The 25,873-nt window shown below is 39.3% G+C and carries 29 protein-coding genes; 13 read left to right on the top strand and 16 right to left on the bottom strand.

The window, feature by feature from the left end:
* Positions 1–56: 56 nt before the first annotated feature.
* Genes menH through IEV27_RS17585 form a run of 3 tightly spaced genes read right to left on the bottom strand, consistent with a single transcriptional unit; the run spans position 57 to position 3,979 of the window.
* Positions 57–851, bottom strand: coding sequence for a 2-succinyl-6-hydroxy-2,4-cyclohexadiene-1-carboxylate synthase (menH, locus tag IEV27_RS17595; RefSeq protein WP_188378806.1), 795 nt, complete (start codon positions 849–851; stop codon positions 57–59).
* Between the two features lie 3 nt (positions 852–854).
* Positions 855–2,588, bottom strand: a complete 1,734-nt coding sequence (gene menD / locus IEV27_RS17590) for a 2-succinyl-5-enolpyruvyl-6-hydroxy-3-cyclohexene-1-carboxylic-acid synthase (protein WP_188378805.1) — start codon at positions 2,586–2,588, stop codon at positions 855–857.
* Complete coding sequence (locus IEV27_RS17585) at positions 2,588–3,979, bottom strand: isochorismate synthase (RefSeq protein WP_188378804.1); 1,392 nt, start codon at positions 3,977–3,979, stop codon at positions 2,588–2,590. The genes menD and IEV27_RS17585 overlap by 1 nt, the downstream gene beginning before the upstream one ends.
* A 203-nt stretch (positions 3,980–4,182) precedes the next feature.
* Between IEV27_RS17585 and IEV27_RS17580 the strand changes: the two genes are divergently transcribed.
* The 4 genes from IEV27_RS17580 to IEV27_RS17565 all read left to right on the top strand — a co-directional run bounded on the left by IEV27_RS17580 (position 4,183) and on the right by IEV27_RS17565 (position 6,506).
* Positions 4,183–5,130, top strand: coding sequence for a 1,4-dihydroxy-2-naphthoate polyprenyltransferase (locus IEV27_RS17580; protein ID WP_188378803.1), 948 nt, complete (start codon positions 4,183–4,185; stop codon positions 5,128–5,130).
* Between the two features lie 81 nt (positions 5,131–5,211).
* On the top strand, positions 5,212–5,607 hold the full coding sequence (locus tag IEV27_RS17575) for a hotdog fold thioesterase (RefSeq protein WP_188378802.1): 396 nt from the start codon (positions 5,212–5,214) through the stop codon (positions 5,605–5,607).
* A gap of 23 nt (positions 5,608–5,630) precedes the next feature.
* A complete protein-coding gene (locus tag IEV27_RS17570) occupies positions 5,631–5,999 on the top strand; it encodes a TraR/DksA C4-type zinc finger protein (RefSeq protein ID WP_188378801.1) in 369 nt (122 codons plus the stop codon).
* Between the two features lie 18 nt (positions 6,000–6,017).
* Positions 6,018–6,506, top strand: coding sequence for a TspO/MBR family protein (locus IEV27_RS17565; RefSeq protein ID WP_188378800.1), 489 nt, complete (start codon positions 6,018–6,020; stop codon positions 6,504–6,506).
* 510 nt (positions 6,507–7,016) lie between these two features.
* On the opposite strand, the gene IEV27_RS17560 is transcribed toward IEV27_RS17565, so the two are convergent.
* Positions 7,017–8,075 carry a M20/M25/M40 family metallo-hydrolase gene (locus IEV27_RS17560; protein ID WP_188378799.1) on the bottom strand — a complete coding sequence of 353 codons (1,059 nt, stop codon included), beginning with the start codon at positions 8,073–8,075 and terminating at the stop codon, positions 7,017–7,019.
* Between the two features lie 226 nt (positions 8,076–8,301).
* Here IEV27_RS17560 and IEV27_RS17555 point away from each other — a divergent pair, with 226 nt between their 5' ends.
* Both IEV27_RS17555 and IEV27_RS17550 read left to right on the top strand, forming a co-directional pair.
* Complete coding sequence (locus IEV27_RS17555) at positions 8,302–8,865, top strand: thioredoxin family protein (protein ID WP_188378798.1); 564 nt, start codon at positions 8,302–8,304, stop codon at positions 8,863–8,865.
* A gap of 87 nt (positions 8,866–8,952) precedes the next feature.
* Positions 8,953–9,951, top strand: a complete 999-nt coding sequence (locus tag IEV27_RS17550) for a potassium channel family protein (protein ID WP_188378797.1) — start codon at positions 8,953–8,955, stop codon at positions 9,949–9,951.
* Here IEV27_RS17550 and IEV27_RS17545 read toward each other — a convergent pair.
* The 3 genes from IEV27_RS17545 to IEV27_RS17535 form a co-directional block, all read right to left on the bottom strand.
* On the bottom strand, positions 9,928–10,350 hold the full coding sequence (locus IEV27_RS17545; RefSeq protein ID WP_188378796.1) for a YugN family protein: 423 nt from the start codon (positions 10,348–10,350) through the stop codon (positions 9,928–9,930). The genes IEV27_RS17550 and IEV27_RS17545 overlap by 24 nt on opposite strands.
* Positions 10,351–10,431: 81 nt before the next feature.
* Positions 10,432–11,778: a glucose-6-phosphate isomerase gene (locus IEV27_RS17540; protein WP_188378795.1), complete on the bottom strand. Its 1,347-nt coding sequence runs from the start codon at positions 11,776–11,778 to the stop codon at positions 10,432–10,434.
* Between the two features lie 130 nt (positions 11,779–11,908).
* A complete protein-coding gene (locus tag IEV27_RS17535) occupies positions 11,909–13,075 on the bottom strand; it encodes an iron-containing alcohol dehydrogenase (protein ID WP_188378794.1) in 1,167 nt (388 codons plus the stop codon).
* Positions 13,076–13,223: 148 nt separating this feature from the next.
* Between IEV27_RS17535 and IEV27_RS17530 the strand changes: the two genes are divergently transcribed.
* On the top strand, positions 13,224–13,463 hold the full coding sequence (locus IEV27_RS17530) for a DUF378 domain-containing protein (protein ID WP_188378793.1): 240 nt from the start codon (positions 13,224–13,226) through the stop codon (positions 13,461–13,463).
* A 32-nt stretch (positions 13,464–13,495) separates the two neighbouring features.
* Here IEV27_RS17530 and yugI read toward each other — a convergent pair whose 3' ends face one another.
* The gene (yugI, locus tag IEV27_RS17525) at positions 13,496–13,894 is read right to left on the bottom strand and encodes a S1 domain-containing post-transcriptional regulator GSP13 (protein WP_507762589.1); all 399 of its coding nucleotides are present in this window, start codon (positions 13,892–13,894) and stop codon (positions 13,496–13,498) included.
* Positions 13,895–14,038: 144 nt separating this feature from the next.
* Here yugI and IEV27_RS17520 point away from each other — a divergent pair, with 144 nt between their 5' ends.
* Positions 14,039–14,389 carry a helix-turn-helix domain-containing protein gene (locus IEV27_RS17520; RefSeq protein WP_188378791.1) on the top strand — a complete coding sequence of 117 codons (351 nt, stop codon included), beginning with the start codon at positions 14,039–14,041 and terminating at the stop codon, positions 14,387–14,389.
* Between the two features lie 190 nt (positions 14,390–14,579).
* Positions 14,580–15,761 carry a MalY/PatB family protein gene (locus IEV27_RS17515; protein ID WP_188378790.1) on the top strand — a complete coding sequence of 394 codons (1,182 nt, stop codon included), beginning with the start codon at positions 14,580–14,582 and terminating at the stop codon, positions 15,759–15,761.
* A 22-nt stretch (positions 15,762–15,783) separates the two neighbouring features.
* Here IEV27_RS17515 and IEV27_RS17510 read toward each other — a convergent pair whose 3' ends face one another.
* Both IEV27_RS17510 and IEV27_RS17505 read right to left on the bottom strand, forming a co-directional pair.
* On the bottom strand, positions 15,784–16,347 hold the full coding sequence (locus tag IEV27_RS17510) for a superoxide dismutase family protein (protein ID WP_188378789.1): 564 nt from the start codon (positions 16,345–16,347) through the stop codon (positions 15,784–15,786).
* A 105-nt stretch (positions 16,348–16,452) separates the two neighbouring features.
* Positions 16,453–16,641 (bottom strand): hypothetical protein, encoded by a 189-nt coding sequence (locus tag IEV27_RS17505; RefSeq protein WP_188378788.1) that lies wholly within the window; start codon positions 16,639–16,641, stop codon positions 16,453–16,455.
* 117 nt (positions 16,642–16,758) lie between these two features.
* Here IEV27_RS17505 and kapB point away from each other — a divergent pair, with 117 nt between their 5' ends.
* The gene (gene kapB / locus IEV27_RS17500) at positions 16,759–17,142 is read left to right on the top strand and encodes a kinase-associated lipoprotein KapB (RefSeq protein ID WP_188378787.1); all 384 of its coding nucleotides are present in this window, start codon (positions 16,759–16,761) and stop codon (positions 17,140–17,142) included.
* A gap of 127 nt (positions 17,143–17,269) precedes the next feature.
* On the opposite strand, the gene IEV27_RS17495 is transcribed toward kapB, so the two are convergent.
* Complete coding sequence (locus IEV27_RS17495) at positions 17,270–18,448, bottom strand: cation:proton antiporter (protein WP_188378786.1); 1,179 nt, start codon at positions 18,446–18,448, stop codon at positions 17,270–17,272.
* Positions 18,449–18,454: 6 nt separating this feature from the next.
* Positions 18,455–18,943: a cation:proton antiporter regulatory subunit gene (locus IEV27_RS17490; RefSeq protein WP_188378785.1), complete on the bottom strand. Its 489-nt coding sequence runs from the start codon at positions 18,941–18,943 to the stop codon at positions 18,455–18,457.
* A 239-nt stretch (positions 18,944–19,182) separates the two neighbouring features.
* Between IEV27_RS17490 and deoD the strand changes: the two genes are divergently transcribed.
* Positions 19,183–19,893, top strand: coding sequence for a purine-nucleoside phosphorylase (deoD, locus tag IEV27_RS17485; RefSeq protein ID WP_188378784.1), 711 nt, complete (start codon positions 19,183–19,185; stop codon positions 19,891–19,893).
* A 230-nt stretch (positions 19,894–20,123) separates the two neighbouring features.
* Here the strand turns inward: deoD and IEV27_RS17480 are convergent, their stop codons facing one another.
* On the bottom strand, positions 20,124–21,605 hold the full coding sequence (locus IEV27_RS17480) for a leucyl aminopeptidase (RefSeq protein ID WP_188378783.1): 1,482 nt from the start codon (positions 21,603–21,605) through the stop codon (positions 20,124–20,126).
* A 144-nt stretch (positions 21,606–21,749) separates the two neighbouring features.
* On the opposite strand from IEV27_RS17480, the gene IEV27_RS17475 reads away from it, so the two are divergent.
* Positions 21,750–22,226 (top strand): divergent PAP2 family protein, encoded by a 477-nt coding sequence (locus IEV27_RS17475; RefSeq protein WP_188378782.1) that lies wholly within the window; start codon positions 21,750–21,752, stop codon positions 22,224–22,226.
* 38 nt (positions 22,227–22,264) lie between these two features.
* On the opposite strand, the gene IEV27_RS17470 is transcribed toward IEV27_RS17475, so the two are convergent.
* The 3 genes from IEV27_RS17470 to IEV27_RS17460 all read right to left on the bottom strand — a co-directional run bounded on the left by IEV27_RS17470 (position 22,265) and on the right by IEV27_RS17460 (position 24,589).
* On the bottom strand, positions 22,265–22,894 hold the full coding sequence (locus IEV27_RS17470) for a 3D domain-containing protein (RefSeq protein ID WP_188378781.1): 630 nt from the start codon (positions 22,892–22,894) through the stop codon (positions 22,265–22,267).
* Between the two features lie 90 nt (positions 22,895–22,984).
* A complete protein-coding gene (locus tag IEV27_RS17465; protein ID WP_188378780.1) occupies positions 22,985–23,302 on the bottom strand; it encodes a YuiB family protein in 318 nt (105 codons plus the stop codon).
* Positions 23,303–23,368: 66 nt separating this feature from the next.
* Positions 23,369–24,589, bottom strand: coding sequence for an NAD(P)/FAD-dependent oxidoreductase (locus IEV27_RS17460; protein WP_188378779.1), 1,221 nt, complete (start codon positions 24,587–24,589; stop codon positions 23,369–23,371).
* A 287-nt stretch (positions 24,590–24,876) separates the two neighbouring features.
* On the opposite strand from IEV27_RS17460, the gene IEV27_RS17455 reads away from it, so the two are divergent.
* Positions 24,877–25,869: an NAD(P)/FAD-dependent oxidoreductase gene (locus tag IEV27_RS17455; protein ID WP_188378778.1), complete on the top strand. Its 993-nt coding sequence runs from the start codon at positions 24,877–24,879 to the stop codon at positions 25,867–25,869.
* The last annotated feature ends 4 nt before the right edge of the window (positions 25,870–25,873 follow it).

The raw sequence follows: 25,873 nt of genomic DNA, 5'->3' as shown, positions 1-25,873 counted from the left end.
AATAAAAGCCTCCTTATTCACTCTATCCGGGTCTTACCCGTTATAATCCACATTAATTATAGCATGAATTCTTCTACAATTTTAGCGAAAGTTCTTGGATCTTCTACATGCACGGCATGTCCTGCGCCTTTCACTTTAACTAACTCGCTCACAGGCAGAAGATCATGCATCTTTTGGTTGAGTTTAACAAACTTCTCGTCTTTTTCTCCAGTAATTAACAATACTTTTTTATTTAAATTAGGAAGCTGCTTCCACCATGAAGGCTGTTTTCCTGTACCCATTCCTTCTAGAGATTCGGCTAGTCCCTGAGCGGTGTGACTTAATCGTTCTTCTCTGATTTCAATCCGTTCTTTTTCAGGTAAACGGTTTTGTGTTTTAAATAAAGGGAGGGCTTCCCAGTAATCAACAAAAGAGGGTATCCCTTTCTGTAGCAGCTGTTCAATATGATGTTGATCTTTAGATTGGCGAGCCACCTGCTCTTCTACCGTTACTAATCCAGGGGACGAGCTTTCAAGCATTAATGTCTCCACATGTTGAGGATGGAGCATAGCAAAGGAGAGGGCAGCACGTCCTCCCATGGAGTAGCCAAGCAGATGAACCTTTGAATAACCAAATTGCGTAATCAACGCTTTTAAGTCGGCTGAGAACTCCTCCATAGAAATAGGACCTGTCTCTCCAGTTTTTCCATGCCCAGGCATATCCATTGAAATCATTCGAAAAGAAGAGGAAAGTGCAGCTTTAATTTTTTTAAAGGTAAAAGAACTTCCTGTAAACCCATGTAACAAAAAGAGAGGTGGTCCAGCACCTTTTTCTTCTATCCAATACTTGCGCGGGCCAGTCGACACATACATGACTTAACACTTCCACCCTTCTATTAAGTCAGCTACTTCACTCCACCTTGATTGGTGAAAAGCTACGTGGCTGTCTCGATCAGTCATGACTTCTACAACAGAAAGTCCTTCTTCTTTATAACTAAGTCTGAGAGCTTCTTTATAGCTCTCCCAATTTATCGCCCTGCGATGACTACCTTCGTACATAGAAACGACTTTTTCAAAATCAACACCAATCGGAGTACCAAATAGTTCTTCAAAATGCTCACTATTTGAAGCCTGCGGTAAGTAAGAAAATATCCCGCCGCCGTCGTTGTTGATCACCACAATGGTTATGTTTATTTTTTTCTGTTTCGCTATTAATAAGCCGTTTAAGTCATGAAAGAAGGATAAATCCCCCAACAATAAGGTTGTATTTTTCCCATGAGCCGCTGCACCTAAAGCTGTAGACACTACTCCATCAATTCCATTTGCCCCGCGATTGGCCATAATATTAATTTTTTTCGGAGATGCTGCAAAGAAGTTGTCTACTTCCCGAACAGGCATGCTGTTTCCTACAAAGAGATTAGACTCTTCTGGAATAGCTTCTGATAAATAAACGACAGCGTGCCCTTCATTTAAAGCTGGTTCAGGACTGGCAAGCATAATTTTCTTGGCTTCGACATTTAAACTTTTCCATTCTGATAACCACTCAGTTTCTTTTCCATCTTCTCCAATTTCTTTTCCGATCTGCTCGCAAAACTCTGCTGGATGAGAGAACACAAACGTGGTTGGAACGCCTGAAGGCTCCCGGTGACTGGCATATTCATCAACGACAAAATGTTCAACGTCTTGACTATGTTTCTGAATCCACTTTAAATATGCTTTTGATATAGGCATAGCCCCAAACCTAATAATATAGTCGGGTATATGATGATCTTTAAACGCTTCTGACCTTAACAGAGCATCATAGCTTTCAATTACGTTTCTTTTATCATGTTCGCCTGCACGTAATTGTGATAAAGGGTCAGCTAAAATAGGTAACCCTGCTTTAGATGCCAACTGTGCAATATAATACGGTAACTGCCCGTTTGATTGAGGTCCGCATACAATTAACCCCTTTTGACCGCTCAATAGCCTCTCTTTAAACAAACGGATTTGCTCATCATTTAAAGTTGCGCTTCCATTGATCATAACAGGCACAGGAGGGATCTCTCCTCTCCAACAGCCGGGAGTGGAAAAGTCAGGGACGAGAGGTTCTCTCAAAGGAATATTCAAGTGAACCGGACCTGCGTGCCCTGATGTGCTTTCATGAACAGCACGTGACGCTTGCTTTCTTACATACGGAAGCAGCCGATCCTCTGGTAAAGCTAAATCATGAAACCATTTTACATAGTTTCCGTACATGTGAGACTGTTCTATGGATTGAGGAGCACCTACATCCCTCAGTTCATGAGGTCGATCGGCTGTAAACACAAGCAAAGGAACCCTGCTATAGTATGCCTCAACTATAGCAGGGTAATAATTAGCAGCAGCCGTTCCAGAGGTACAGACTAAAGCAACTGGTTTTTGTTTATCTTTAGCAATTCCTAAAGCAAAAAAAGCAGCAGATCGTTCATCCAGGTTCATCCAGTGTTTGATTGTTCCATGTTCACGAAAAGTCATCGCCAAAGGAGTAGAGCGTGATCCCGGGGATATCACTACATCTTCTACACCGGAGTAACTGAGTTGATCTACAAACTGTGTGATATATCTGGTAAGGGTTGCGGTGTGTTCCATTAGTATCCTCCTAAAGCTGATAACATCGGTTTTAACTTGACCCCCGTCTCTGCGAATTCTGCATCAGGATCAGAATCTTCTACAACGCCACAGCCGGCAAAAAGTGAAGCTGCTTTTTTCTGTAATAAGGCAGAACGAATCGCAACAGCAAATTCACCATTGTTCTTTCCATCGAACCAGCCAATAGGGCCAGCATACCATCCTCGGTTTAATACTTCACGTTTTCGAATATAGTCAACAGATGTTTGTTGAGGCAAACCGCCTAAAGCCGGCGTAGGGTGTAGGCGGGCCACAACATCTAACAACGTATATCCTTTTTCTAACGTAGCTGTAACAGGTGTATATAAGTGCTGTAAATTTCTCAGGGGATAAACAATTGGTTCTTCTGGGATAGTGACATTATAACAACACGCCTCTACTGCTTCTCGAATCATTTGAACAACAAATTCATGCTCTTGACGATTTTTTGGATCATTTAATAACTGTTCTCCAAGCTCCCTATCCTCGTCTACATCCTGCCCACGCGGAATGGTACCAGCTAAACAAGTAGATACAAGTTCTTGATTGTCCACTTTTGCTAACCTTTCTGGAGTAGCACCAACAAAGTAGTCACCACCACTTTCAAATGTAAAAATATAACTGTTCATTTGTGTTTCACAAAGTCTTTCGATCACAGCAGCAAGCTCGACATCTTCACTGAACGTTATCCTTACTTCCCTAGCTAGAACTACCTTTTCAAGTTCTTTATCTTTTATATCAGACGTCGCCTGTTCCACGATTGCTTTCCACTCGTCCGGCTCTACATCGCTTCTACCGATACAAGTCGGTAATTTTAATTCCTGCCTTTCTCCAAACAACAGTTGTTCATGATCACGACGTATTTGATGTACGATCTGTTGTTTGTGATCTTCCTTTAAAATAAGAATGTTAGTCGTTAAAAATGACTGATCACTTTTATTAGTTAATAAATACATAGGGATCGTCATTTGACTATCAGGAAACCCTTCCCAAGGTTTACCATTCTCCTGTTCAGTATCAAAACTAAAACCTCCAATGGAAACAAGTCCTGTCCCTTTTTCATGGAGTATATCGTATACATTAGCTTTTTGCTGTATCTCGTTCCAAACTGCCTCTATCTCGTTAAAACGATGCGCGTTTGAGGACAGTATTTTTTTCGTAGAACCAACCCCTACTAAGGTGAACTCTTCATCCGCGCTTCGCCAGAATAAGCGGTGTTGGTCGATTTGGCTGGCTCGATCTAAAAAAGCAATACTATCTGTATAATCAATTTGATTTACGATACTTATAAATTGGGGCTCCCCACTTAGTGAAGCCTGATTTATTGCTTCCTCTACGATCTCTTCGATCTGAGGTATTTTTGTATGAAGCATGAAAATTCCTCCCATCCCAAATAGGGACGCTACATTTAATCGGTCTTTGTCTAAGATTAAACAGACCCTCTTCTATTTTATTCTCTTTCTCTCCAGGACTCAAGGAATCCTCACTTTTTCTAGCATATTCTTACAACGATTGACACTTGGGGACCGTTTCCCTAAACTTAAGTTGATATTATTTAATAAGGGAGAGGAACTCCATGAGCACGGTACCTAATCAAGACGTAAAAACTTCCTTAAACGAGCGGGATGGGTTTCAAGTTTGGTGGCGTCTATTACGCCCACACACACTTACCGCAGCATTTGTTCCTGTTTTTATAGGTTCAATGCTTGCCGCTTTAGAAGGGTCTATGCATATAGGTTTATTTGCAGCTATGCTGCTTGCCTCAATTTTAATTCAAGCCGCAACAAACATGTTCAATGAATACTTTGACTATGTTCGAGGACTTGATAATGATCAATCTGTTGGAATAGGAGGTGCTATTGTACGGGATGGGATAAGCCCAAAAAAGGTAAAGTCCCTAGCTTATAGTTTCCTTGGAGCGGCCACTTTATTAGGTGTTTATATTTGCGCTTCTTCCAGTTGGTGGATTGCATTTATTGGTGTTATTTGTATGATATTCGGATACCTCTATACTGGGGGACCATACCCTATAGCTTATACCCCTTTTGGCGAACTAACGGCAGGGATATTTATGGGAACCGTTATTATTGGAATCAGTTACTACATCCAAACCCTGGCTCTTCATCCGAAGGTCCTTATCATTTCTGTCCCGGTTGCCATTTTAATCGGTGCCATCTTGTTGGCAAATAATATAAGAGACCGTGTAGGAGATGCCGAGAACGGGCGCCACACCTTAGCCATTCTTTTTGGTCACGAAGGTTCCATTCGCTTTTTAACTACGTTGTATGCTATTGCTTATGGATTAACACTTATTCTAATATTTTTAGGAATTTTACCTATCTGGTCCATCATTACGTTCTTAAGCTTAAAAAAGGCCATTGCTTCTGTAAAAGGATTTCTTCACAAAAAGCAGCCTATCGAAATGATGCCAGCCATGAAGGCCACCGCTCAAACAAATACGATTTTTGGCATCTTACTAGGGTTATCGTTGCTCCTTCATTTGTATTTGCCGGTTTCACTCTAACATAGGATGGTTGTCAAACCATCCTTTTTCATTAGGTTTGACACTGTTCATCAAGGGAATAATAAAAAGGAATGATTAAAAATGGATGTATCAATGAAAAATACATTAATGGAAACGTTAGGTATAGAAGTTGTAGAAGCTGCCCCCGACAAAGTGATTCTTAAAATGCCGGTGGACGAGCGAACACACCAGCCAATGGGATATTTACACGGCGGAGCCACTGTGGCTCTGGCAGAATCCGCTGCAAGTATAGCGGGTTTTTTAAATATTAATCCTAAGACCCACCAGGTTTTTGGAATCGAAATTAACGCTAACCATATAAAGAGCATTCAAACGGGATATGTTTATGGTACAGCTGAGCCTTTTCACATTGGAAAGCGTACGATGGTGTGGGAAATAAAAATCGCAGATGAAAAAAACGATTTAATTTCTATTTCTCGTTGTACTGTGGGGGTAGTTCCTTTAAAAAACTCCTAACGTAATGAAAGGAGAGCGAACAAATGCTTACAGAGCAACAATTATCAAAGTTTAAGAAACAGCTGGAAGAAATGAAAAAAGAAACAGAGAAAGACATTGATCAATATGTTGAAGAACAAGATACTTCTTCTAGTGATTATGAGGGAGAGTTATCAAGCGTCTCCGATCACCCCGGAGACCTTGGAACGGTACAGCATGAACGAGAGAAAGACCAAACTTTATATGAACAATCCAAAGAAAAATTAATGGAGATCAATGATGCTCTTCAACGTATTGAAGACGGTACGTTTGGACAGAGTGAAAAATCAGGTGAACCTATCCCTGTTGAACGCTTAGAAGCTATGCCAACAGCACGATTAAAAGTAGAAGAGGTAGAAGAAGAGCGGCGCTAATCCGCTCTTCTTATTACTATGGTTAAAAAATTCGCACCCGCCATTCTTAGTTTCATCATCATTTATATTAGTTTTTCGTTAGCAGGTTTCTTATTTCCAATTGACCAGAGTTGGTACGATCAACTCAAGAAACCCTCTTGGACACCAACGGGTGGCACGATAGGAATCGTATGGGCGATTTTATTTGCTTTCATATCGCTAGCCGTCTCTTATGTAATTTATAAAAAAGGGTTCAAAAATCTCCCTAAATCTTTATGGTTAGCTTTTATATTAAATTATGTATGTAATCAATTATTTAGTTACTTCCAATTCACTCAAAAAGACCTATTATTAGCTTCCATTGATTGTGTACTTGTAGCGATAACTGCTATCTGGGTCGGTCTTTTATTGAATAAAATCAGTCGATTAAGCAGCTTACTATTTATCCCTTATATAGCATGGAGTACATTTGCCACATTTTTAGCTTTCACCTTTTATATGCTTAACCCAAGCATGACTGCATTTTAAAAGGAGCCCTATTTAGGGCTCCTCAGTCTGTCGAAAAAGCTAAGATGTACTTCATATAAGTATGGAGAAAGGAACAGGAAAAAGCGCCGCTTTCCGCGGGGCAAGACGGAAAATCTCCTCGGTCTGCGACCTGCGGGGCTTCTCCTGTCTGCTCGTCCCGCAGGAGTCGGCACTTTTTCCATTCCTTTGACCCGAATGGAATCTTGAAACCCTCGTAATGTGAATGCCCTTTTGCAAACGCTGTTTTCATAAGGGCACAGCTTGAGTAAATGATTTTGCCAGTGATCTATTTCGAAAAAGGGTTTGAGGAAACGGCGAGACTCCTGCGGGAAATGTGAATAAGGTGTGACCCCGGAGGGCTGATAAAGCCCGAGGAGGCACACCATTCGCCCGCGGAAAAGGAGTCGTTTCCTCAAACCCTTCACACTCTCTAACGCAAGGAATTTTACACTCTTTTAAAATTCTCTACAAGCTGAGGAGCCCTAAATAGGGCTCCATTTTTGTTTAATTTTAATCATCTAACGGGTTTAAACTTTCATTTCCTGTCATATTCTCAATCATGTGAACAAGCAATTCAATTTCTTGGTCAATATCTTTTATGCTGGCTGTTTCCACAGGAGAATGCATGTAACGTAAAGGAAGGGAAACTAAACTGACGGGAACCCCTTTTCCTGTCAACCGCATGCGATCAGCATCTGTTCCTGTTGCACGAGAAGTTAACTCATACTGCACATTTATACTTAACGCTTTAGCACTGGCTTCGAGCATTTGGTTGATCTTGCGATTAATAGGCGCCCCCTTCGCTAACACTGGACCACCTTCCAGCCTTACATCTCCGTGTTTATTTTTATTAACGCCTGGATAATCAGTAGCAAATGTAACATCGCACGCTAATGCCATAGTGGGTTCTACCCCGGCAGCTGCGAAATAAGCTCCTCCCATGTTCGTTTCCTCATTCACAGTACTGGCTGCATATAAACCAACCTTTATATTTTTGTTGGAAAGCTTACGAACCACCTCTCCAACAATAAATTGCCCAGTTCTGTTATCTAGCCCTCTCCCAGTAATGAATCGATCCATCATCACTTCGGGTTCCCGTTTATAAACTGCTAAATCACCAATTTGTATATCGTTTTCTATTTCTTCTTTTGTTTTGGCACCACAATCAATAAACAGATCATCTAATCCGAAGTCGCCTTTAAGACCCCCATGATGCTGGGCATTTACCCCGATGACGCCACTGAATTGTTTCTTCTCTCCTAAAACCTTTACTTTCATCCCTACGGCCGCTTTAGGATTAATGCCACCCATCTTATCAAAGTATAAAAATCCCTGATCATCTATTCGGTTAATGACTAATGCTATTTCATCACAATGACCCGCAAGTAAAACTTTGAATTCAGCTTCTGGGTTTAGAATAGCAATGGCATTCCCTGCGTGATCGGTGCGAACCTCATCTGCGTAAGGCTTCATCTCTTTAATCCATCGCTTCTGTATAGTCATCTCCATACTTGAGGGAGATGGGGTATCTAATAGCTCTAATAAAAAATCTTGTTCTTTGTGATCCATATGTAATTCCTCCATTCATTTATTATAAATTATAACACTCTCTCTTTAAAAATACGGCTCTGTTGGTGCTATTTCTATTGGTGTACCTTCCCGGCGGAAAGCGAGGAGGTTACCCTGACCTGTTTATCCCTGTGCAGTATGGGTACCCAGTAAATCACAAAAGGTGCTTAAGCATTCTATATTTGGGGAACGGGTAAAAGGATGTAGTTTATGAGGAGGAATTGTAATGGTTTTAAACGATTGGTATTCAAAAGGTTTAAGTGCCCAAGAATATGTTGATTCAATGAAACAGCACCAAGAGGGCTTTATTTATATTTACGAACATTTCAAAATTCCAACGGAAGATGAGCCGCTTTTTGCAAACTTAAGAGGAAAAAAATGGCGAGCGATTATATTAACAGAAGACTGGTGTGGAGATGCCATGCTGAATATACCCATCTTCTTAAGAATTGCTGAAGTTGGCAGGATTAATACTCAATTTTTAGCGAGAGACGAAAACCTGGACCTCATGGATCAATATTTAACAAATGAGCAGTCAAGAGCCATTCCTAAAATTATTATCATCGATCAAGAGGGAGAGGAAGTATTAAATTGGGGGCCTCGAGCTCCAGAAATTCAGCAATTTATCGAAAATGCCACATCTTCACTTCCAAGCAAAGAAGAGTCCCAATTTGCAGATAAACAAAAAGAAATGTATCAATTTATAACGAAAGCATTTAGAGACAATGAAGACTTTAGGTATTATGTGTATCAAGATCTAAAAAATGCATTAACAAGTCGAACTCACTAAAAGAGCCTCTCCCTTCTAGGGGGGGCTTTTTTATGTTTGAAGATTTACACGAAAAGCCATACTAACTAAAAAAAGAGGAGCTATTCTATGCAGCACTGGATGCGTTTATATTTTCAACTCCCTTTGTTTATAAGACTTTTTAGTACAGTAATTGTTTTCATGATATTTTTTGGAATTATCATTCATACGATTGAGCCTAATAATTTCCCTACTCTTTTTGATGGGATATGGTGGGCATTTGTTACAGGGGCGACCGTAGGGTACGGAGACTATGTGCCTTTAAGCACAGCAGGAAAAATCACAGCCATTTTTCTTATACTTACAGGCGGAGGATTGGTGACCTTTTATATGGCCACTCTTTCAGCGGCCACTGTTCAGCACGAACGTAACTTATCAAGGGGAAAAGTAGATTTTAAAGGAAAAGAACACATTATCCTTATAGGCTGGAATGAACGTACCCGCCAATTAATTGAAATGATGACAGAAAACAAATGCCATGAATACATCGTTCTTATTGATCGTACGATGAAACAGCTTTACGAGAACCATTCAAATGTTCATTTTATTCATGGAGACGCCACAATGGAAGAAACACTTGATAAAGCTAATGTTAAAGAGGCTAAAACGGCAATAGTGACAGCTGACCCTTCTAAAGCAGAGCATGCGGCTGATCAATCTGTCATTCACCAAGTCGTCTCTTTAAAAGGGCACAACTCTCAATTGTTTATTATTGCTGAGGTTTTAACCGATAAACAGAAAATAAATGCTGAGCGAGCAGGTGCCGACCGTGTCGTTCGCTCAAACGATTTTATGAGCAGTTTATTTTATCATGAACTCTTCCATACGGATCCAGGAGAGCCTTTTCAACTATTGTTAGATCTTTTAACTTCTAGACAGTTTCATGAGGAAACCGTGCCAACAGAATTGCAGGATCAGCTTGTTGAAGATGCTGTTACCTTTTATTTAGAAAAAGGTTCTGTTGTTATTGGGTATCGATATAATCAAACCCCACATTTTATATTGGAGCCGTCACTGCCTTTAGCTGACATCCATACGTTAATTTTACTTATTCCGCTGCGTACGTAAGGCTTGCTCAGCTTCTTTCAGCGCTTGTTTACCTGCCTCGACATATTCTTGCGGGAACTCGGCATCTTTATTCTTAGGTTCTTGGAACTGATCAAATGAAGCTCTGAAGTTTCCTTCTCTTACGTGATCATCAAGACCATCTTGATATTGATGATAAAGTAAGAATGGATTTTTCACTTTCACCATTGTTGACTCATCTGGAGAATCCATGAATCCTCCCATCACTTCTACCGGAAGTCGTAAGAAAAGGTATCCATCTTGGTCACCAATCATATAATCAAAATAACCATGATCGTAATCCCAGTTGTCCGCAAGCTTAAATCCAATTGGACCAAGTGCTTGTTCCATTTCGTGATACACAAAAAACTTATTAGTTAAATCTGACTCTAAAGTAATCATTACTATCCCTCCTTTAGAGCTTAGTTTACCCAAAAAAACCACCTCCGATTAACCAATAAATGGAGGTGGTTTTCACTATAATTATAAACGCTTTTCTAGTTCTTCTTTTTCTTTTTCAAATCCTGGTTTTCCCAAGAGAGCAAACATGTTCTTTTTGTAAGCTTCAACTCCTGGTTGATCAAATGGATTAACTCCAAGAAGATAGCCGCTTACTGCGCAGGCTTTCTCAAAGAAGTAGACAAGATACCCAAATGTGTAAGCATCTAATTTAGGTAGATGAACGATCAAGTTAGGAACCTGTCCATCTGTATGAGCTAACATGGTACCTTGGTACGCTTTTTCATTCACGTAATCAACTGTTTGACCAGCCAAGTAATTTAAACCGTCTAAATTCTGCTCATCTTCTTCAATCGTATAGTCAGATTTAGGGGTTTCCACATGCAACACAGTTTCAAATAAATCACGACGGCCGTCTTGTACATACTGACCCAACGAATGTAGATCCGTTGAGAAGTTCGCTGAAGAAGGGTAAATTCCTTTTTGATCTTTTCCTTCGCTTTCACCAAACAGCTGCTTCCACCATTCAGAGAAGTACTGCAAGGAAGGTTCATAATTAATCATCATTTCAATGGTATTACCTTTACTGTATAAGACATTGCGGACAGCTGCATACTGATAAGCTGGGTTTTCAGATAGTTTGGCAGAGCTTAACTCTTGACGAGCTTTTTGTGCTCCTGCCATCATCTCTTCGATGTTCACCCCACTTACAGCAATAGGCAGTAGCCCTACAGCTGTTAAAACAGAATAACGTCCTCCTACATCATCAGGCACAACAAAGGATTCATACCCTTGCTCATCTGCTAACGTCTTTAGAGCACCTTTTTCTTTATCAGTCGTTGCATAAATGCGCTTTTGTGCTTCCTCTTGGCCGTACTTTTCTTCAAGAAACTTACGGAAGGCGCGGAATGCAATAGCTGGCTCTGTTGTCGTACCACTTTTTGAAATGACATTAACAGAAACGTCTTTTCCATCTAGCAAGTCGAATAAGTCATTTAAATAAGGAGCACTAATGCTATTGCCCACAAAGAATACTTGAGGAGTTTTGCGTTGCTCTGAAGAAAGTTCATTGTAGAAACTATGATTTAACATTTCAATAGCTGCACGAGCACCTAAGTATGAACCGCCTATTCCAATGACAAGCAGTACATCAGAGTCTGCTTTAATTTTTTCAGCAGATTTTTGGATCCTTCCAAATTCTTCACGATCATAATTTTTCGGAAGGTCTAACCAACCAAGAAAATCATTACCTGCTCCTGTTTTTTCATGTAAGGCATTATGAGCTAAAGTTACTGCATCTTGCATATATTCAAGTTCATGTTCTCCAAAGAATGGCAATGCTTTTTCATAATCAAATCGCACATGTGTCATTAATGATTCCTCCAACTTCTTTTTTTACTAAATCAACTTTACTTTATCGAAACCTCACCCTCAAATCAAGTAAGGTTATCACTGTAACCGCATTCATTTAAAAAAAGGGCACAAAATTGTGCCCTTTTCCTTACTTGGAAAGTTCCAATATTTTTTCTACGTCTTGGTCTTCGAGCTTATTGAAGTTTCCAAATGCTCCTCGTTTCATCGCTCGGTTTACGATAACATCAAATTGATCGTCTCCAATATCATAATCCGCTAAAGTTTGAGGAGCTCCTAAAGAAGCCCAGAAGTTTTGGAGTTCTTCTATACCTTGTTCTGCAACTTCGCGATCACTCTTTCCTTCTTCACTAACACGGAAAACCTTAACAGCAAGACGAGCAAAGCGATCTACATTAACATCAAGGTTATGCTTCATCCAATTCGGGAATAAAATTGCTAATCCGCCGGCGTGGGGAATATCATAAACCGCTGAAACCGCATGTTCAATGTTATGAGTGGCCCAGTCTCCTCGATAGCCCATTTGCAGCATACCGTTTAACGCAATGGTTCCTGCATAAAGGATGGTTTCACGGTGTTCATAAGACTCTAGATTATCTAGAAGTTTAGGTGCTGTATCGATAACTGTGCGCAAGACTCCTTCAATCATCTCGTCTTGTATAGGGGATTGAGTGTTATTATGGAAATATTGTTCAAGTAAATGACTCATCATATCCACTATCCCATAAATCGTCTGATTACGCGGTACAGAAATCGTGTTCTGCGGGTCTAAAATAGAGAAGGATGGATACGTGTAAGGTGCGTAACCCCAACCATACTTTTCGTTGGTCTCCCAGTTTGTGATAACAGCTCCGCCATTCATCTCTGACCCTGTAGCCGCAAGTGTCAATACTGTACCAAATGGCAGTGCACCATCTGGAGTGGATTGACGAGTAACTAGTTCCCAAGCATCCCCTTCATATTTAGCCCCGGCTGCAATTGTTTTTGTACAATCAATAACACTTCCGCCACCTACGGCTAGAAGAAAGTCAATGCCTTCCTTCTTACATATGTCGACACCTTTTCTTACTGTGGTTAGACGAGGATTCGGCTCTACGCCTGCCAATTCAAATACTTGTGCGTTAACTTGATTCAGCTGCTCGATCACCTGGTCGTACACACCATTTTTCTTTATACTTCCCCCACCGTAGACAAGCAACACTTTGCTTGTATTTTTAGGTAGTTGTTCAGATAATTGCTGTACTTGATCCTTACCAAAAATCAATTTCGTCGGATTATGGAATGTAAATGAATCCATTTCATATTCTCCTTCCTGTTATCTGCATCATTCTTACATTATCACATTATCCCTTATCTCAAACTGATACTCAAAAGAAATGCGTCATGTATAATTTTTCAAGCAATGCTCAAGCTATGCATGTAATAAAAAATAAGGAGGGATGATGATGAGTTGGGTACAACGTACTGCATTATTTTTAATTATCGTTGGCGCGATTAACTGGGGGTTAATTGGACTGTTCCAATATGACTTGGTTGCTGGTTTATTTGGCGGCGGTGAGCAGAGTGGAGCCTTTGCACGTGTCATCTATACACTTGTAGGAATTAGCGGACTTATAGCCATTTCGATCTATTTCTCACGTGCCGCTGAATACCATGATGCTACAGTTGATGCTACTGAGAAATAAAAAGAACCCGGCGATTCAGCCGGGTTTTCTTGTTATTTACGGAATTTTTCGCGATCGTCGGACTGCTTGATCCAGTCTTCCAGTTTGTCTTTAAGAGTGTTAAAACCTGCAGAAGCATCTTCTTGCTGCTGTTTAGCAGCTACCGGCTTACGAGGACGACGCTGTTCTTGTTTAGGCGCTTCCTGAGTAGCACGAATAGAAAGAGAATATTTATTCTTTTCTTCATCGATGTTTAAGATTTTAACTTGAACTTCGTCACCTTCAGTAAGATGCTCATTAATGTCCTTTACATAACCGTGTGTCACTTCTGAAATGTGAACTAGACCTTGAACTTGCTCATCTAAAGCAACAAATGCTCCATATGGCTGAATTCCTGTAACTTTACCTTCTAAAACTTGACCTTCTTGAAACTTATCTGACATGCTATACAACTCCTGATATAAATTATTCGTTTCTTTTCACGCAATTATTGATTTTATCATATCTTTCGTGTTTAAGCAAAGAGTTCATGAAAGTTCCACAACTTAAAAGAAGCGTTCATGCTATACTTAGGGTATAGATGAGGAGGGATAAACATGGCTGTAGGAGAAAATATCCAAAGGTATCGCAACCTCAAAGAAATGACGAAAGAAGAACTTGCTTTGAAAGCTAGAATTGGCGTCCACACGTTAGAAGCCTATGAATCAAACCAAAGGGTTCCTGAACTTGATACGTTATTAAAGATTTCTACTGTCCTTGATATTCCAGCTTCCGAGCTGATGGAGGATGAAGAAGAACATAAGGTTGATGAGGAATTGCATCGTTTAATACAACAAGTAGGAATCAAACGCACTAAACTTTTACTTAGAAAAGCACAAGACTTCTCAGAAGATGAAGTATTAAAAGCTATGAATCTACTCTATGATTTAAAAGATGAAAAAAAATAAAAAAATAGGTTTAAAGATATGAAAAAATGGCTATATTGAGTAACGTAAGACTTTCTCGTATTCCCCCTGTGTAGCAAAGCGATTTATCGCTTTGCTTTTTTTTGTCTAAATTAAGAATCACATTACTGTTTTCCTCTTTCTTTTTTGGTTATGATGAAAAGTGTGAATGAACAAATGGAGGGATAGCGAAATGAGCCGATTTACTACTGTAATCCCACGAAAGGGTACACGTTCAGTAAAATGGGACTATGCTGAAGAGCTTTATCAAGATAAAGATATTTTACCGATGTGGGTGGCTGATATGGACTTTCAAGCTCCACAAGCGGTTATTGATTCACTAAAAGAAAGAGTAGATCACGGCGTATTTGGTTACACCATGCCTGACGAAGAGATTAAACATTCCATTACAAATTGGATTGAAAAGAGACATCAATGGAAGATACAAAAGGATTGGGTTACTTACAGTCCTGGTGTCATTCCAAGTCTTCACATGATCGTCCAATCATTAACAAACACACATGACGGGATTCTTATCCAAACACCTGTCTACCCTCCCTTTTTTAGTGTAATAAAGGATCACGAGCGTAAAGTCGTAACTAATTCTCTCCTGTATAATGAGGGGACGTATTCGATTGACTTTGAGGACTTTGAACATCAAATTGTTGAGGGCGATGTGAAAATGTTTATCTTATGTAATCCTCACAATCCAATTGGTCGAGTATGGACGAAAGATGAGTTATCTAAAATGGGAGAAATCTGCTTAAAACATAATGTTTTAATTGTTTCAGATGAAATTCATGCAGACCTTATATTGGACAACCATAAACACATTCCAATGGCATCCATGAATAATGAGTTAAGCAATCAAACCCTTACCTGTTTTTCTCCAACGAAAACATTTAACTTAGCTGGCTTACAAGCTTCTTATATAGTTACGCCATGTGAAGATAAGAGAAAGAAAGTTAAAAAACAATTTGATCAGCAAGGTATGTTTATGCTGAACACTCTAGGCCTTACCGCTATGGAAAGCGCTTATTTAAATGGCGAAGAATGGCTTGAAGAACTGGTTGAAACGATACAAACAAATCGAGATTTTGCCATTGAACAATTTCAAAGGATTTCTGATCAAATCCAAATCGTACCACTGGAAGGAACCTACTTGCTTTGGATGGATTGCCGTTTAATGAACTTGTCTCAAGCTGAACTAAAATCATTTATGCAGAAGCAAGCTAAAGTGGGCTTAAATGATGGTGTGTCCTTTGGTGAAGAAGGTGAAGGATTCATGAGAATGAATTTAGCTGCTCCACGTGAAATTGTTGAAGAAGGAGTCAACCGGATAATAACTGCTGTGCATCAAAAAACAACATCCTAGTAGTTAAACTAGGGTGTTGTTTTTATTCCTGGTTTTCGTTTAATTCAGTAGGATCACTTGATTCATCATCATCCGCATCCACAGTAATCTCAGCACATGCAACTCTCTCTCCAGAATCACCCGCAGGCTGACTCATTCCATCATCTGCTTCACTATGAATCACTAATGAAGTTCCTTCATCTCTTAACAAAGAGGTTTGACCATCCTTAAGTGTAGCCTCTGGCAGCATGAGTTCAACATCCACGGTTCCATCTCCCCCAGCTTCTATATTAGGGAGATCTCCTATATGAGCTCCATTTTCATTCATTAAACCATGATCCGCATTTTTCGGGTTAAAGTGATTTCCTGCACTTTTAAAATCAGGACCTTTACATTCTGGTCGTTCATGGACATGAATACCATGTACTCCGGGTTCAAGACCCTCTACTGTTACTTTTACCTCTACTCCCTCAGCCTGCTCTCTAAATGTAGCACTCCCAATTCGATCACCCTCTTGATTATAAATTGGTGTTTCAAGGGGAGAACGGCTATTATCATTACATGCAATTAATAAAAGTAAGCTTACCATTCCTAACCACTGTTTCATGATAAAACGTCCTTTCAACAGACAATATAGTGGTTAGTTTTTCCATAACCGATAAACTTTATAACAAAAAAAACAAGACTTGGACAAATCTTATCCTGGTCTTGTTTAATGATGATGCTTTGTAGGATGTTCTGTCTGAGAAGCAGAGAAATTTTCCGTCTTCTTCTCTTCTTTACGTGAAGCTTTAATAATAAAGTACATCGTTATGCCTGCCAAGAGAATAAAAACTGCTAACATAAGGACAGCTGGTATGTACTCTGATTTATCAGTTGGAAAATATAAAAATTCCATCATAACAACCACTACCTTTCGATCATTATTATAACAGATTTACTATAAGAGAGAATGGATTTCACTATTTTATCACAAATACCGCTCTCTGTTACAATAGCGAAAAGGAGGAAATATCTTATGACTCATTTACAACCAGGTGATACAGTAAAAGCACATTATAAAACCGGCATCTATATAGGAGAGTATATAGAAGAACGCCCTCATGCTTATTTAGTCAAAATCTTAGCAGTTGATAAGCATCCTATGCAAGGAGACCTGCACAATCCAGGACAGACAGATGAGGTCTTTTTTCATCAAAGAAAAGCGTTAAGTTATTTAGAAAAAGCGAACATTCATAAAAAAGCAGTGGAACCGCTTGGCGGTCAGCCTGTTCCAGAGTATACCGAGTCCTTAAAGAAAGCAGTAGACCAATTAAAAGAAAAGTTAAATCGTCGTGAAACAGAATTTAATAAACTGGCGTTAGATCAAGTAGAAAGTTTAGAGAAACAATATTTCAAATAAAGGTTGTGATCCATGGTTTTATTACTTTTGTGTGGAGAAAGGGGCAGGAAAAAGAGTCGCATTCCAAGAGGCATGACGGCAAAGTCTCCCCAACCCTTCTCTTCTTTTTTTAGGGGTATTTTTCTTGTTAATCTCCAGGTACCCGGAGACTCTTTTTTTTCTTCACAGGCTTCCCATAAATTTTCGTTGTTATTTTGGGGGCTTTCTCAAACAATACCATTCCAATAAAAGCTGCAATGAGAATATAAAGTCCACTAAAGGCTTTCAAGGTTCCTGTAGCTACACTTGCTATGACCACTGAGAATTCCCCTCTAGCACATAAGGATAAACCTGCGCGTAATGAAGAACGCTTAGATAAGCCGTAAAGCGGACCTCCGACTACTCCTAAGATTAACTTCGCTAGAATCGACCAAATAATAACTGAAACTAACAACATAGCCATAGGAACGCCATCGCCCAGTTCTATAGTTGTCCCAAAATAAACAAAAAAAGTAGGGAGCATTAAGTCTCTCACAGGGAACACCGTTTGTTCGACTTTTTCAATTTTTCCTATTTCAGCAAGCATCATCCCAGCTAAAAAAGCACCTAATACTTCTGAGAGTCCGAGGAAAAGAGCAAGACCTCCATAAGCTAATGCAATGCCTATAAGCAGTGAAATTTTGAAATCCTCATCAGAAATGCGGTCAAGGAATCGCTCAAATTTCTTAAATACAGTTTTACCTAAAATAATGGCTAGTAAAGTCAGCCCGAAGATTTTACCGACTAAAGCAAAAAAAGTAATGCTAGTGAAACTTTCTCCAGAACTTATGCCAAAAAGGATAGCTACAACAATAGGAGCGACGAGATCTTCAAATATTAAAATAGCAAGAATAAATTCAGTTTCCGTATTCGCCATGCGCCCTCGATCATCCAAAAGCTTAGCCGTTATCGAAGAACTCGTCGCATAAGCAATCCCTCCGACAAGAAAGCTGGAAAACAAATCTAAATTAAATAACAAAGCGATTACTGTCGTGACACCTAAGCTTAAAAAAACGTCCAATAAACCTGAAGGCCAAACTTTCTTCGCAATTCCTCCAAGCCGTTTTACGTTAAATTCTAAACCGAGCAAAAAGAATAACAGTACAATGCCTACTTCGCTGGCAAAGTGCAAAATTTCATTATCAGCTAATGCATCTGCAAGTATTATACCTAACAAAATATAAAGAATAACATTCGGTATTTTTATTTTCAGGCTCAAAAACCCTAGATAAAAAATAAATAGCAAAATGAGCCCCGCACCTAGTAACTCTGGAAAATCTGTATGCAAGTTCGATCATTCCCCTCCATTGCATAAGGCTGTCATGCTGTCAATCTGATCTTGTTTCCCTATGGACATAATAACGTCACCAGGCTGTAATTTAGTATCAGCTTCTGGAATAGCAATCGTCTCGTCGCCTTTTACTATTCCAATAATAGTGACACCTGTTAAGTTACGCACTTCAGATTCTTCAATTGTTTTATAAACAATCGGTGAATTCGGTTTTAATTCAATCCAATCAATCACAATTTGATTTTTAAACATTTTCAATTGATCAGCATTCACCGGCTGATAAGTTGCCCCTAATAATTGAGCCCCAAGTTCTCGTGTTTCATCTGAGGTTAAATCCATAGCGAAATCAGCTTCTTCACTTTCTGAATCATCAAAGAAGTACAATTCCCGCTTTCCAGTATGATGTACGATCAAAACAAGCATACTATCCTCTGCTGTTTTTAGAGATATTTTTTGTCCAATTCCGGGAAGTTGAGAAATAGAAATATTCATGTCGTCATCCTTTCAAACCAATCTGCTGACTACTTACCATCGTGAAGGTAACTTTCTCATAGAAGCAGTCATTTTTTGATCATTCGTTTTATTTTCAGTACTCGTAATTCTGACATCGTTTTCATTTAATTAAGTTTATTCTACCAGTTGACTATTTGCCATTCCACTTCTTTATTTGTTTTATCTAATTGATTATGGTAATTTTAAAAGTGTTAAAGAACGAGAAGGAGGTCTGACCAATGAGTGTACATATTGGTGCAAAACCTGGAGATATTGCTGATAAAATTTTATTACCCGGAGACCCGCTGCGAGCGAAATATATCGCTGAAAATTTCTTAGAAGACGCAACTTGCTATAATGAAGTCCGCGGAATGTATGGATACACTGGTACTTATAAAGGGGAACGTATTTCCGTGCAAGGCACAGGAATGGGTGTACCTTCTATTTCCATTTATATAAACGAATTGATGGAAAGTTACGATGTTAAAAAACTGATTCGCGTTGGAACATGTGGAGCACTCCAAAAAGACGTTAAAGTTCGTGACGTTATTCTTGCCTCTACATCAACGACGGACTCCCAAATGAACCGCATGGTATTTGATGGAATTGATTTTGCCCCTACAGCTGACTTTAATTTATTGAAAAACGCTTATGAGGCTGGTGTTCAAAAAGGATTAAAGCTTCGCGTAGGTAACGTTTTTACAAGCGACAGCTTTTACAGAGACAATGCCATGGACCTCTTCAATTTGTTAGCTAAATACAATGTCCTGGCGGTTGAGATGGAAACCACTGCACTTTACACTTTAGCTGCCAAATATGGCCGTGAAGCACTATCCGTTCTAACGGTAAGCGACCACATCCTTACAGGAGAAGAAACTTCTTCTGAAGAGCGTCAAACGACTTTTAACGAAATGATTGAAGTTGCTTTAGAAGCTGCGATTCAAGATTAAAATACAGGGCTGTCCCAAAAGTCTAAAAAAATAGACTTTTTGGGGCAGCCCTCTTTTCATGTACAAAAAAATCGCTCCACTCGTTATAATGTAAGCAACTAAACCATCATAAAATGAAAGAGGAGCTATTTTTTATGAGTAACTCTTCAGCCTGCTTTTATTGTAGCAATTCCATCTATCACCATCCTCAGAAGGTGATTTAAAAAGGCTTTTGGGACAGCCCCATTCTTTTATGATTCCATGGCAAAGCCAGCTAGAGTCCTCACCATCACACCAGTAGGACCTTTAGGCCCCAGTTCGTAAGCAGATTCAGCGATTGAAGTGCCCGCAATATCTAAATGAACCCATGGCGTATCCTCCGCAAATTCACCAATGAAGGCCCCTGCCATAATAGGGTGCGCTTTTCTCGTAGGTGAATTGTTAAGGTCGGCTACATCGCTTTTCTTAACTTGAGTCCGATAATCTTCATTATAGGGCAACTGCCAGACAGGTTCGCCCATTAGCTCTGCCATTTTACGAACCTTTTCATATAACATTTGATCGTTGGTCATCGCTCCCGTCATCCATGATCCTAGTGCTGTAACCACACCTCCTGTGAGTGTAGCTACATCAATGATACGATCGACCTTTTGCTGCTTGGCATACGTAATACCATCAGCTAACGCAAGGCGTCCTTCAGCGTCCGTATTTAACACTTCGATCGTTCTACCGCTCATAGAGGTAATTACATCATCAGGCTTGAAAGCCTCCCCTGAAATCATGTTGTCTGTAGAAGGAATAACAGCGAGAATATTACATTTCGGCTTTATTCGTCCGATGGTTTCCATGGCCCCTAAAACAGCAGCTGCTCCACCCATGTCACCTTTCATTCCAGGCATACCCGTTTTTGATTTAATGGAATAACCACCCGTATCATAGGTAATCCCTTTTCCAATAAAAGCCGTCACGTTTTTCCACTCTTCTAATCCTTGATACTTAATAACAATCAAGGCAGGCGGTTCTGAGGAGCCTTGATTTACAGCTAGAAGAGCCCCCATACCTAACCGTTCAATATCTTCTTTTTCAAGAATATCCACTGAGAAATCGTGCATTAATGCTAATTCTCGGGCAAATTCTGCCATAGCTGTAGAAGTTAACAAATTAGCTGGTGAATGAATAAGATGCCTAGCTGTGTTTACTCCTTTACTTAATGCATAGCCAGTAGCCAGTGAGTAAAGCAATGAATTAGAGGATGTATCTGTGATCAGTGATAAACGACTTAAAAAAGGTAACTCTTTTTGCTGGGTTGTTTTAAAATGGGATAATTGGTAAGTAGCCATGCCCATGGTTTCAGCAATAAGAGAGGCACATTCCTCCTCCCTTAAAGAAGGGTGACTTACACTATCTAATAATATAGATACCTCACTAATCTTATCCTGTTGAATTTTTTTAAATAACGTTCCAAAGGCTTTCCGATACCTATCCCTATTTAAAGCAGAGGCCTTCCCTAACCCTAAAAAATAGATCCTTTTCACTCCACTATCCTTTGGGGGTAACACCTTTTCTACTCTTTTATATTCTCCTGTAAGATCGCCATTCTCTATGTAGTGATCTAACGCCCCATCCAAACGCTCATTTAGTTTTTTGTAGTTTTCAGACGGTGTATCATTATGAAATAAACCTACGACTAAGGTTTCTTTTTCCTCCATTAACGATGTATGGATCGTAAACATCTATATCCCCTCCCACATTCAGTATACTAAAATATTTCATTTCTTCCTATGAACGTGGAGGACAATTATTTTAGTTGTGTGCTACAATCATAATACTACCAATTTTTATTTAGTACATAATGAGAGAGGATGTCAAAAACAGAGATGGATTTACTCCAAAATTTCCCTTTATGGGCCTCTATTACCGCCATTTTATTCGCTCAAATAGTTAAAATCCCCATTCAGTATATCGCATCCCGAAAGCTAGATGCTGGTTTAGCTTTCAGCACTGGCGGCATGCCCAGCAGTCACTCTGCAGCTGTTACAGCATTATCTACAGCAGTTGGTATAGAGCACGGATTTAATTCGTCTATATTTGCTATTGCAGCAGTATTTACTATAATTGTAATGTTTGATTCAACAGGAGTAAGACGTCAAACGGGTGAACAAGCTATTATGTTAAATATTTTACTCAATGATTTTCACCGATTTGTTAATGAAGCACGGGAATGGTCAAGTAAAGAGCAATTCCAAAAGCGGGAAGAGTTAAAAGAGTTGTTAGGTCACAAGCCAATTGAAGTTTTCTTTGGAGGTCTTACCGGCATATTGCTTACTACTTTACTTCATACTCTTATTAACTAGAAAAATCCGGTTCGTTTTCTTAAAACGGACCGGATTTTTTACTCATTTAATATAGCTTCTCTATATACTTTCAAGGTTTCATTATTGTTGTAATGAAGTAAGTCTTCTTCTTTTAAAGTACCGTCTCCTTCTTCAATCACATACACTTCTACCTCTTGTTTTCCCCAGTTTTCATAAACTGCCTCGACAGTAGGGTAATATAAGTCTAACTTGTCCCCTTTAATAGCCGAGCCAGTATCCGCAACTACTCCATAACCATATCCTGGTACAAATAAGATAGTGCCAATTGGGAAAACATCAGGGTCAGCTGCGATCGTAGAGTACAAGTCTCTAGTTACACCGACGCCAGAATAAGTAATTCCGTAGGCAGGATGATCCTCATGTTTCCCCGTAGACTCATAACCAGCGGTATATCCAGTAGCAACCACTGTATGAGAAGGGTATTGAGCTAGATCTAAGAAATCCTTTAAATCAGATGTTCCAATTGGGGATGTCGCTGCAGCCTGCTGGCTAATAGGGGATGTCACTTGCTGATTTCCATCACTTTCTTTACTCGATAACCAATCATTTAAGTCTTTAATCGATAGGTTCGAAATATTGTACCATGTACTATAAACAGCGCCTATAAATAACAGAAAAAGTACCAGTTGTTTTAATAATAAAGACATGATGAATCACCTCTCGGTGTTCATCATGTCCAATATTCAAGCTTTTTATTCTGGCTGTGATGGCACTTTGAGGCAGTAGATTGGATAAGATTAAAACATTTGATAGCCATTTTTTCTAAGCCATTTAATGACTAAGCCAGCTAAAATTGTTCCAAAAAATCCACTTGTTAAGATAACAATATCTACGACTTTTAAATTCGCTAGCAAACTAAATACGGTAGAGAAAGCTTCCGATGGATTAGTAAAATATAAGCTGAACTTAAAATTATCAACAATTAACAAAACGATGACTGGATAGAAAAATGCCATAATCCAGGATGATCGCAAAATCATATTTAACAAGAAACCAATACCAAAAAATAACACAAAAAATAAAAGCATAGATACTGCAAATTGTACAATATTCAACAGAAGATCCCCCTACTTGTAAAAAAGCAAAGACAGAATCGCTGTCTTTGCTTTTCTCATCTTCCTTTATTTAAAGAAATTCAGCTTTCCTTTTTTCAACAGTAAGCTTGGGCCGCCTAGTTTAAGAAGATATCTATTATCAATGACTTTCTTCATCGCAGTAGCAGACCAACCAAATAATTTCTTATCGTCGAATACAACACCAATGGCGTCGTTATGGCCTAATGAAGCAACTGTCCCTTTAAGATCTGGCTTAAATGGTTCGATGTGATCGTCACCTTTAATCAGCTTCGCAATGTTTTCTGCTGTATTTTCAGCCATTTGAATGGCAATCTGTGCAGTTGGCGGGTAAGGACGCTCTGTTTCTTCGTTAAAGATTAGAGCACAGTCTCCTACAATAAATACATCTGAATATTGCTTACTTCTTAAATCAGCCTCTACAGGAATACGTCCACGGTTGGCTTCAAATCCTGATTCTTCTACTAAAGAGTTCCCGCGTACACCTGCTGCCCACACAACTGTGTTTGTAGCAATTTCTTCACGCTGTTCATCTTTTTCGAAAACCAGTTTGTTTTCAGTCACTTCTTTAATCATAGCACCAATTTTAAATTCTACTCCTCTAGCTTCAAGAGAATTCATGGCGTATTCAACTAGTTCCGGGTCAAAGCCAGGAAGAGCTGTTGGAGCAGCCTCAACATTAATGATGCGTACTTTTTCACGTGGAATATCGTACTCTTTGCAAAGTTCAGGAATACGGTTTGCTAACTCTCCTACAAACTCAATTCCTGTAAAACCAGCACCGCCGACAACGATGTTCAAACGTTCTTCTTTAGGGTTAGCTTCGTTATTGTATTTAGCAAAGTTATACTCGATGTGCTGACGAATTAAACGAGCACTATTGATGCTATTAATTGTGAAGGCATTCTCTTTAAGACCAGGGATACCAAATGTAGCTGCTTCAAAACCTAGTCCGATTACTAAATAATCATAAGAAAGCTCACCATTCTCAAGAACTACTTTTTTCTCTTCAGGGAGAATGCTTGTTACCGTATCTTGAACAAAATTCACCTGGCTTGTGTTAACAACATCTTTAATGTTAATACGAGTGCGATCATGGTGAAGAGTACCAGCTGCATTTTCGTGAAGCCATGTTGTTTGATAATGATAGCTGTGCTTATTAACTAACGTGATGTTTGCATCGTTAGGTCCAAGGCTCTTTTGCAATTTAACTGCTGTCATAATCCCACCGTAACCGGCACCGAGAATGACGATATTAGGGTTATTCATCCTTATCACTTCCATCTCATATGTTTTGTTTACTTGTGACTCGTTTCACACAATGCTGCATAAAAAAAAGCCTGTCGTTTCGTATATATTTCTGTCACAAAATCGTTAAATGTTTTCTAGTGTCAATATTAGACGTTTTTATTTACATTTTCAACCCCTTGCTGTTTTATCCGAAAAGTTTAAATATTTAAATAATTAGGAAGCGCTTTCCTTAGATCTTCTGTGCTCACACGACTTGTTTTATGATAGAATAGAAAAAGTGTAATTTCAATTTATATAGGGGGACAATGAAGATGAGCGATAAAGTTTATGATATAACTGTTATTGGCGGCGGCCCCACCGGATTATTCACGGCATTCTATGGTGGGATGCGCCAAGCAAGCGTTAAAATTATTGAAAGCTTACCTCACTTGGGTGGTCAGCTGTCAGCTCTCTACCCTGAAAAATATATTTTTGATGTAGCTGGGTTTCCAAGAGTAGGCGCACAAGAATTAGTAGACAATTTAAAAGAGCAAGCATTAGCTTTCGATCCTACAATCTCTTTAGAACAGGAAGTTCAGACGATTGAACGCCTTGAAGACGATTCTTTTAAACTAACGACAAATAAAGAAGTCCATTATACAAAGACGATCATTGTTACGGCTGGCAACGGAGCGTTTCAACCGAGACGCTTAAAAATTGCTGATACTGAGAAATTTGAGGACACAAACCTTCATTACTACGTTGACGATATGAATAAATTTGCCGACAAAAACGTAGTCATTTGCGGAGGCGGGGACTCAGCAGTTGACTGGGCACTTATGCTTGAGCCGATTGCAAAACAAGTTCACCTTGTTCACCGTCGAGATAAATTTAGAGCTCATGAGCACAGTGTAGAACAACTAAATAACTCTAAAGTCAACATCCTAACTCCTTATACTCCTGAAAAAATGATTGGTGATCATCGAATCAAACAAGTGGAACTTCACGAAGTTAAAGGAGATAACGTGAAGACGATTGACGTTGATGAAGTTATTGTCAATTATGGATTCATCTCTTCCTTAGGTCCCATTAAAGAGTGGGAATTAGAAATTGAAAAAAACAGTATTGTCGTTAATTCAAAAATGGAAACCAACATTAAGGGAATTTATGCGGCTGGCGATATTTGCACGTATCCAGGAAAAGTAAAACTAATTGCTTCCGGATTCGGAGAGGGACCAACGGCTGTAAATAATGCAAAAGCTTACATGGACCCAGACGCAAGGGTTCAACCCAAGCACTCCACAAGCATGTTCTCCTAAAAAA

This window comes from Halobacillus andaensis (genome assembly GCF_014636475.1).
Lineage (GTDB): Bacteria > Bacillota > Bacilli > Bacillales > Halobacillaceae > Halobacillus_A > Halobacillus_A andaensis.
The sequence above is the reverse complement of the archived record's forward strand: the minus strand, read 5'-3'. Positions and strand labels throughout refer to the sequence as shown.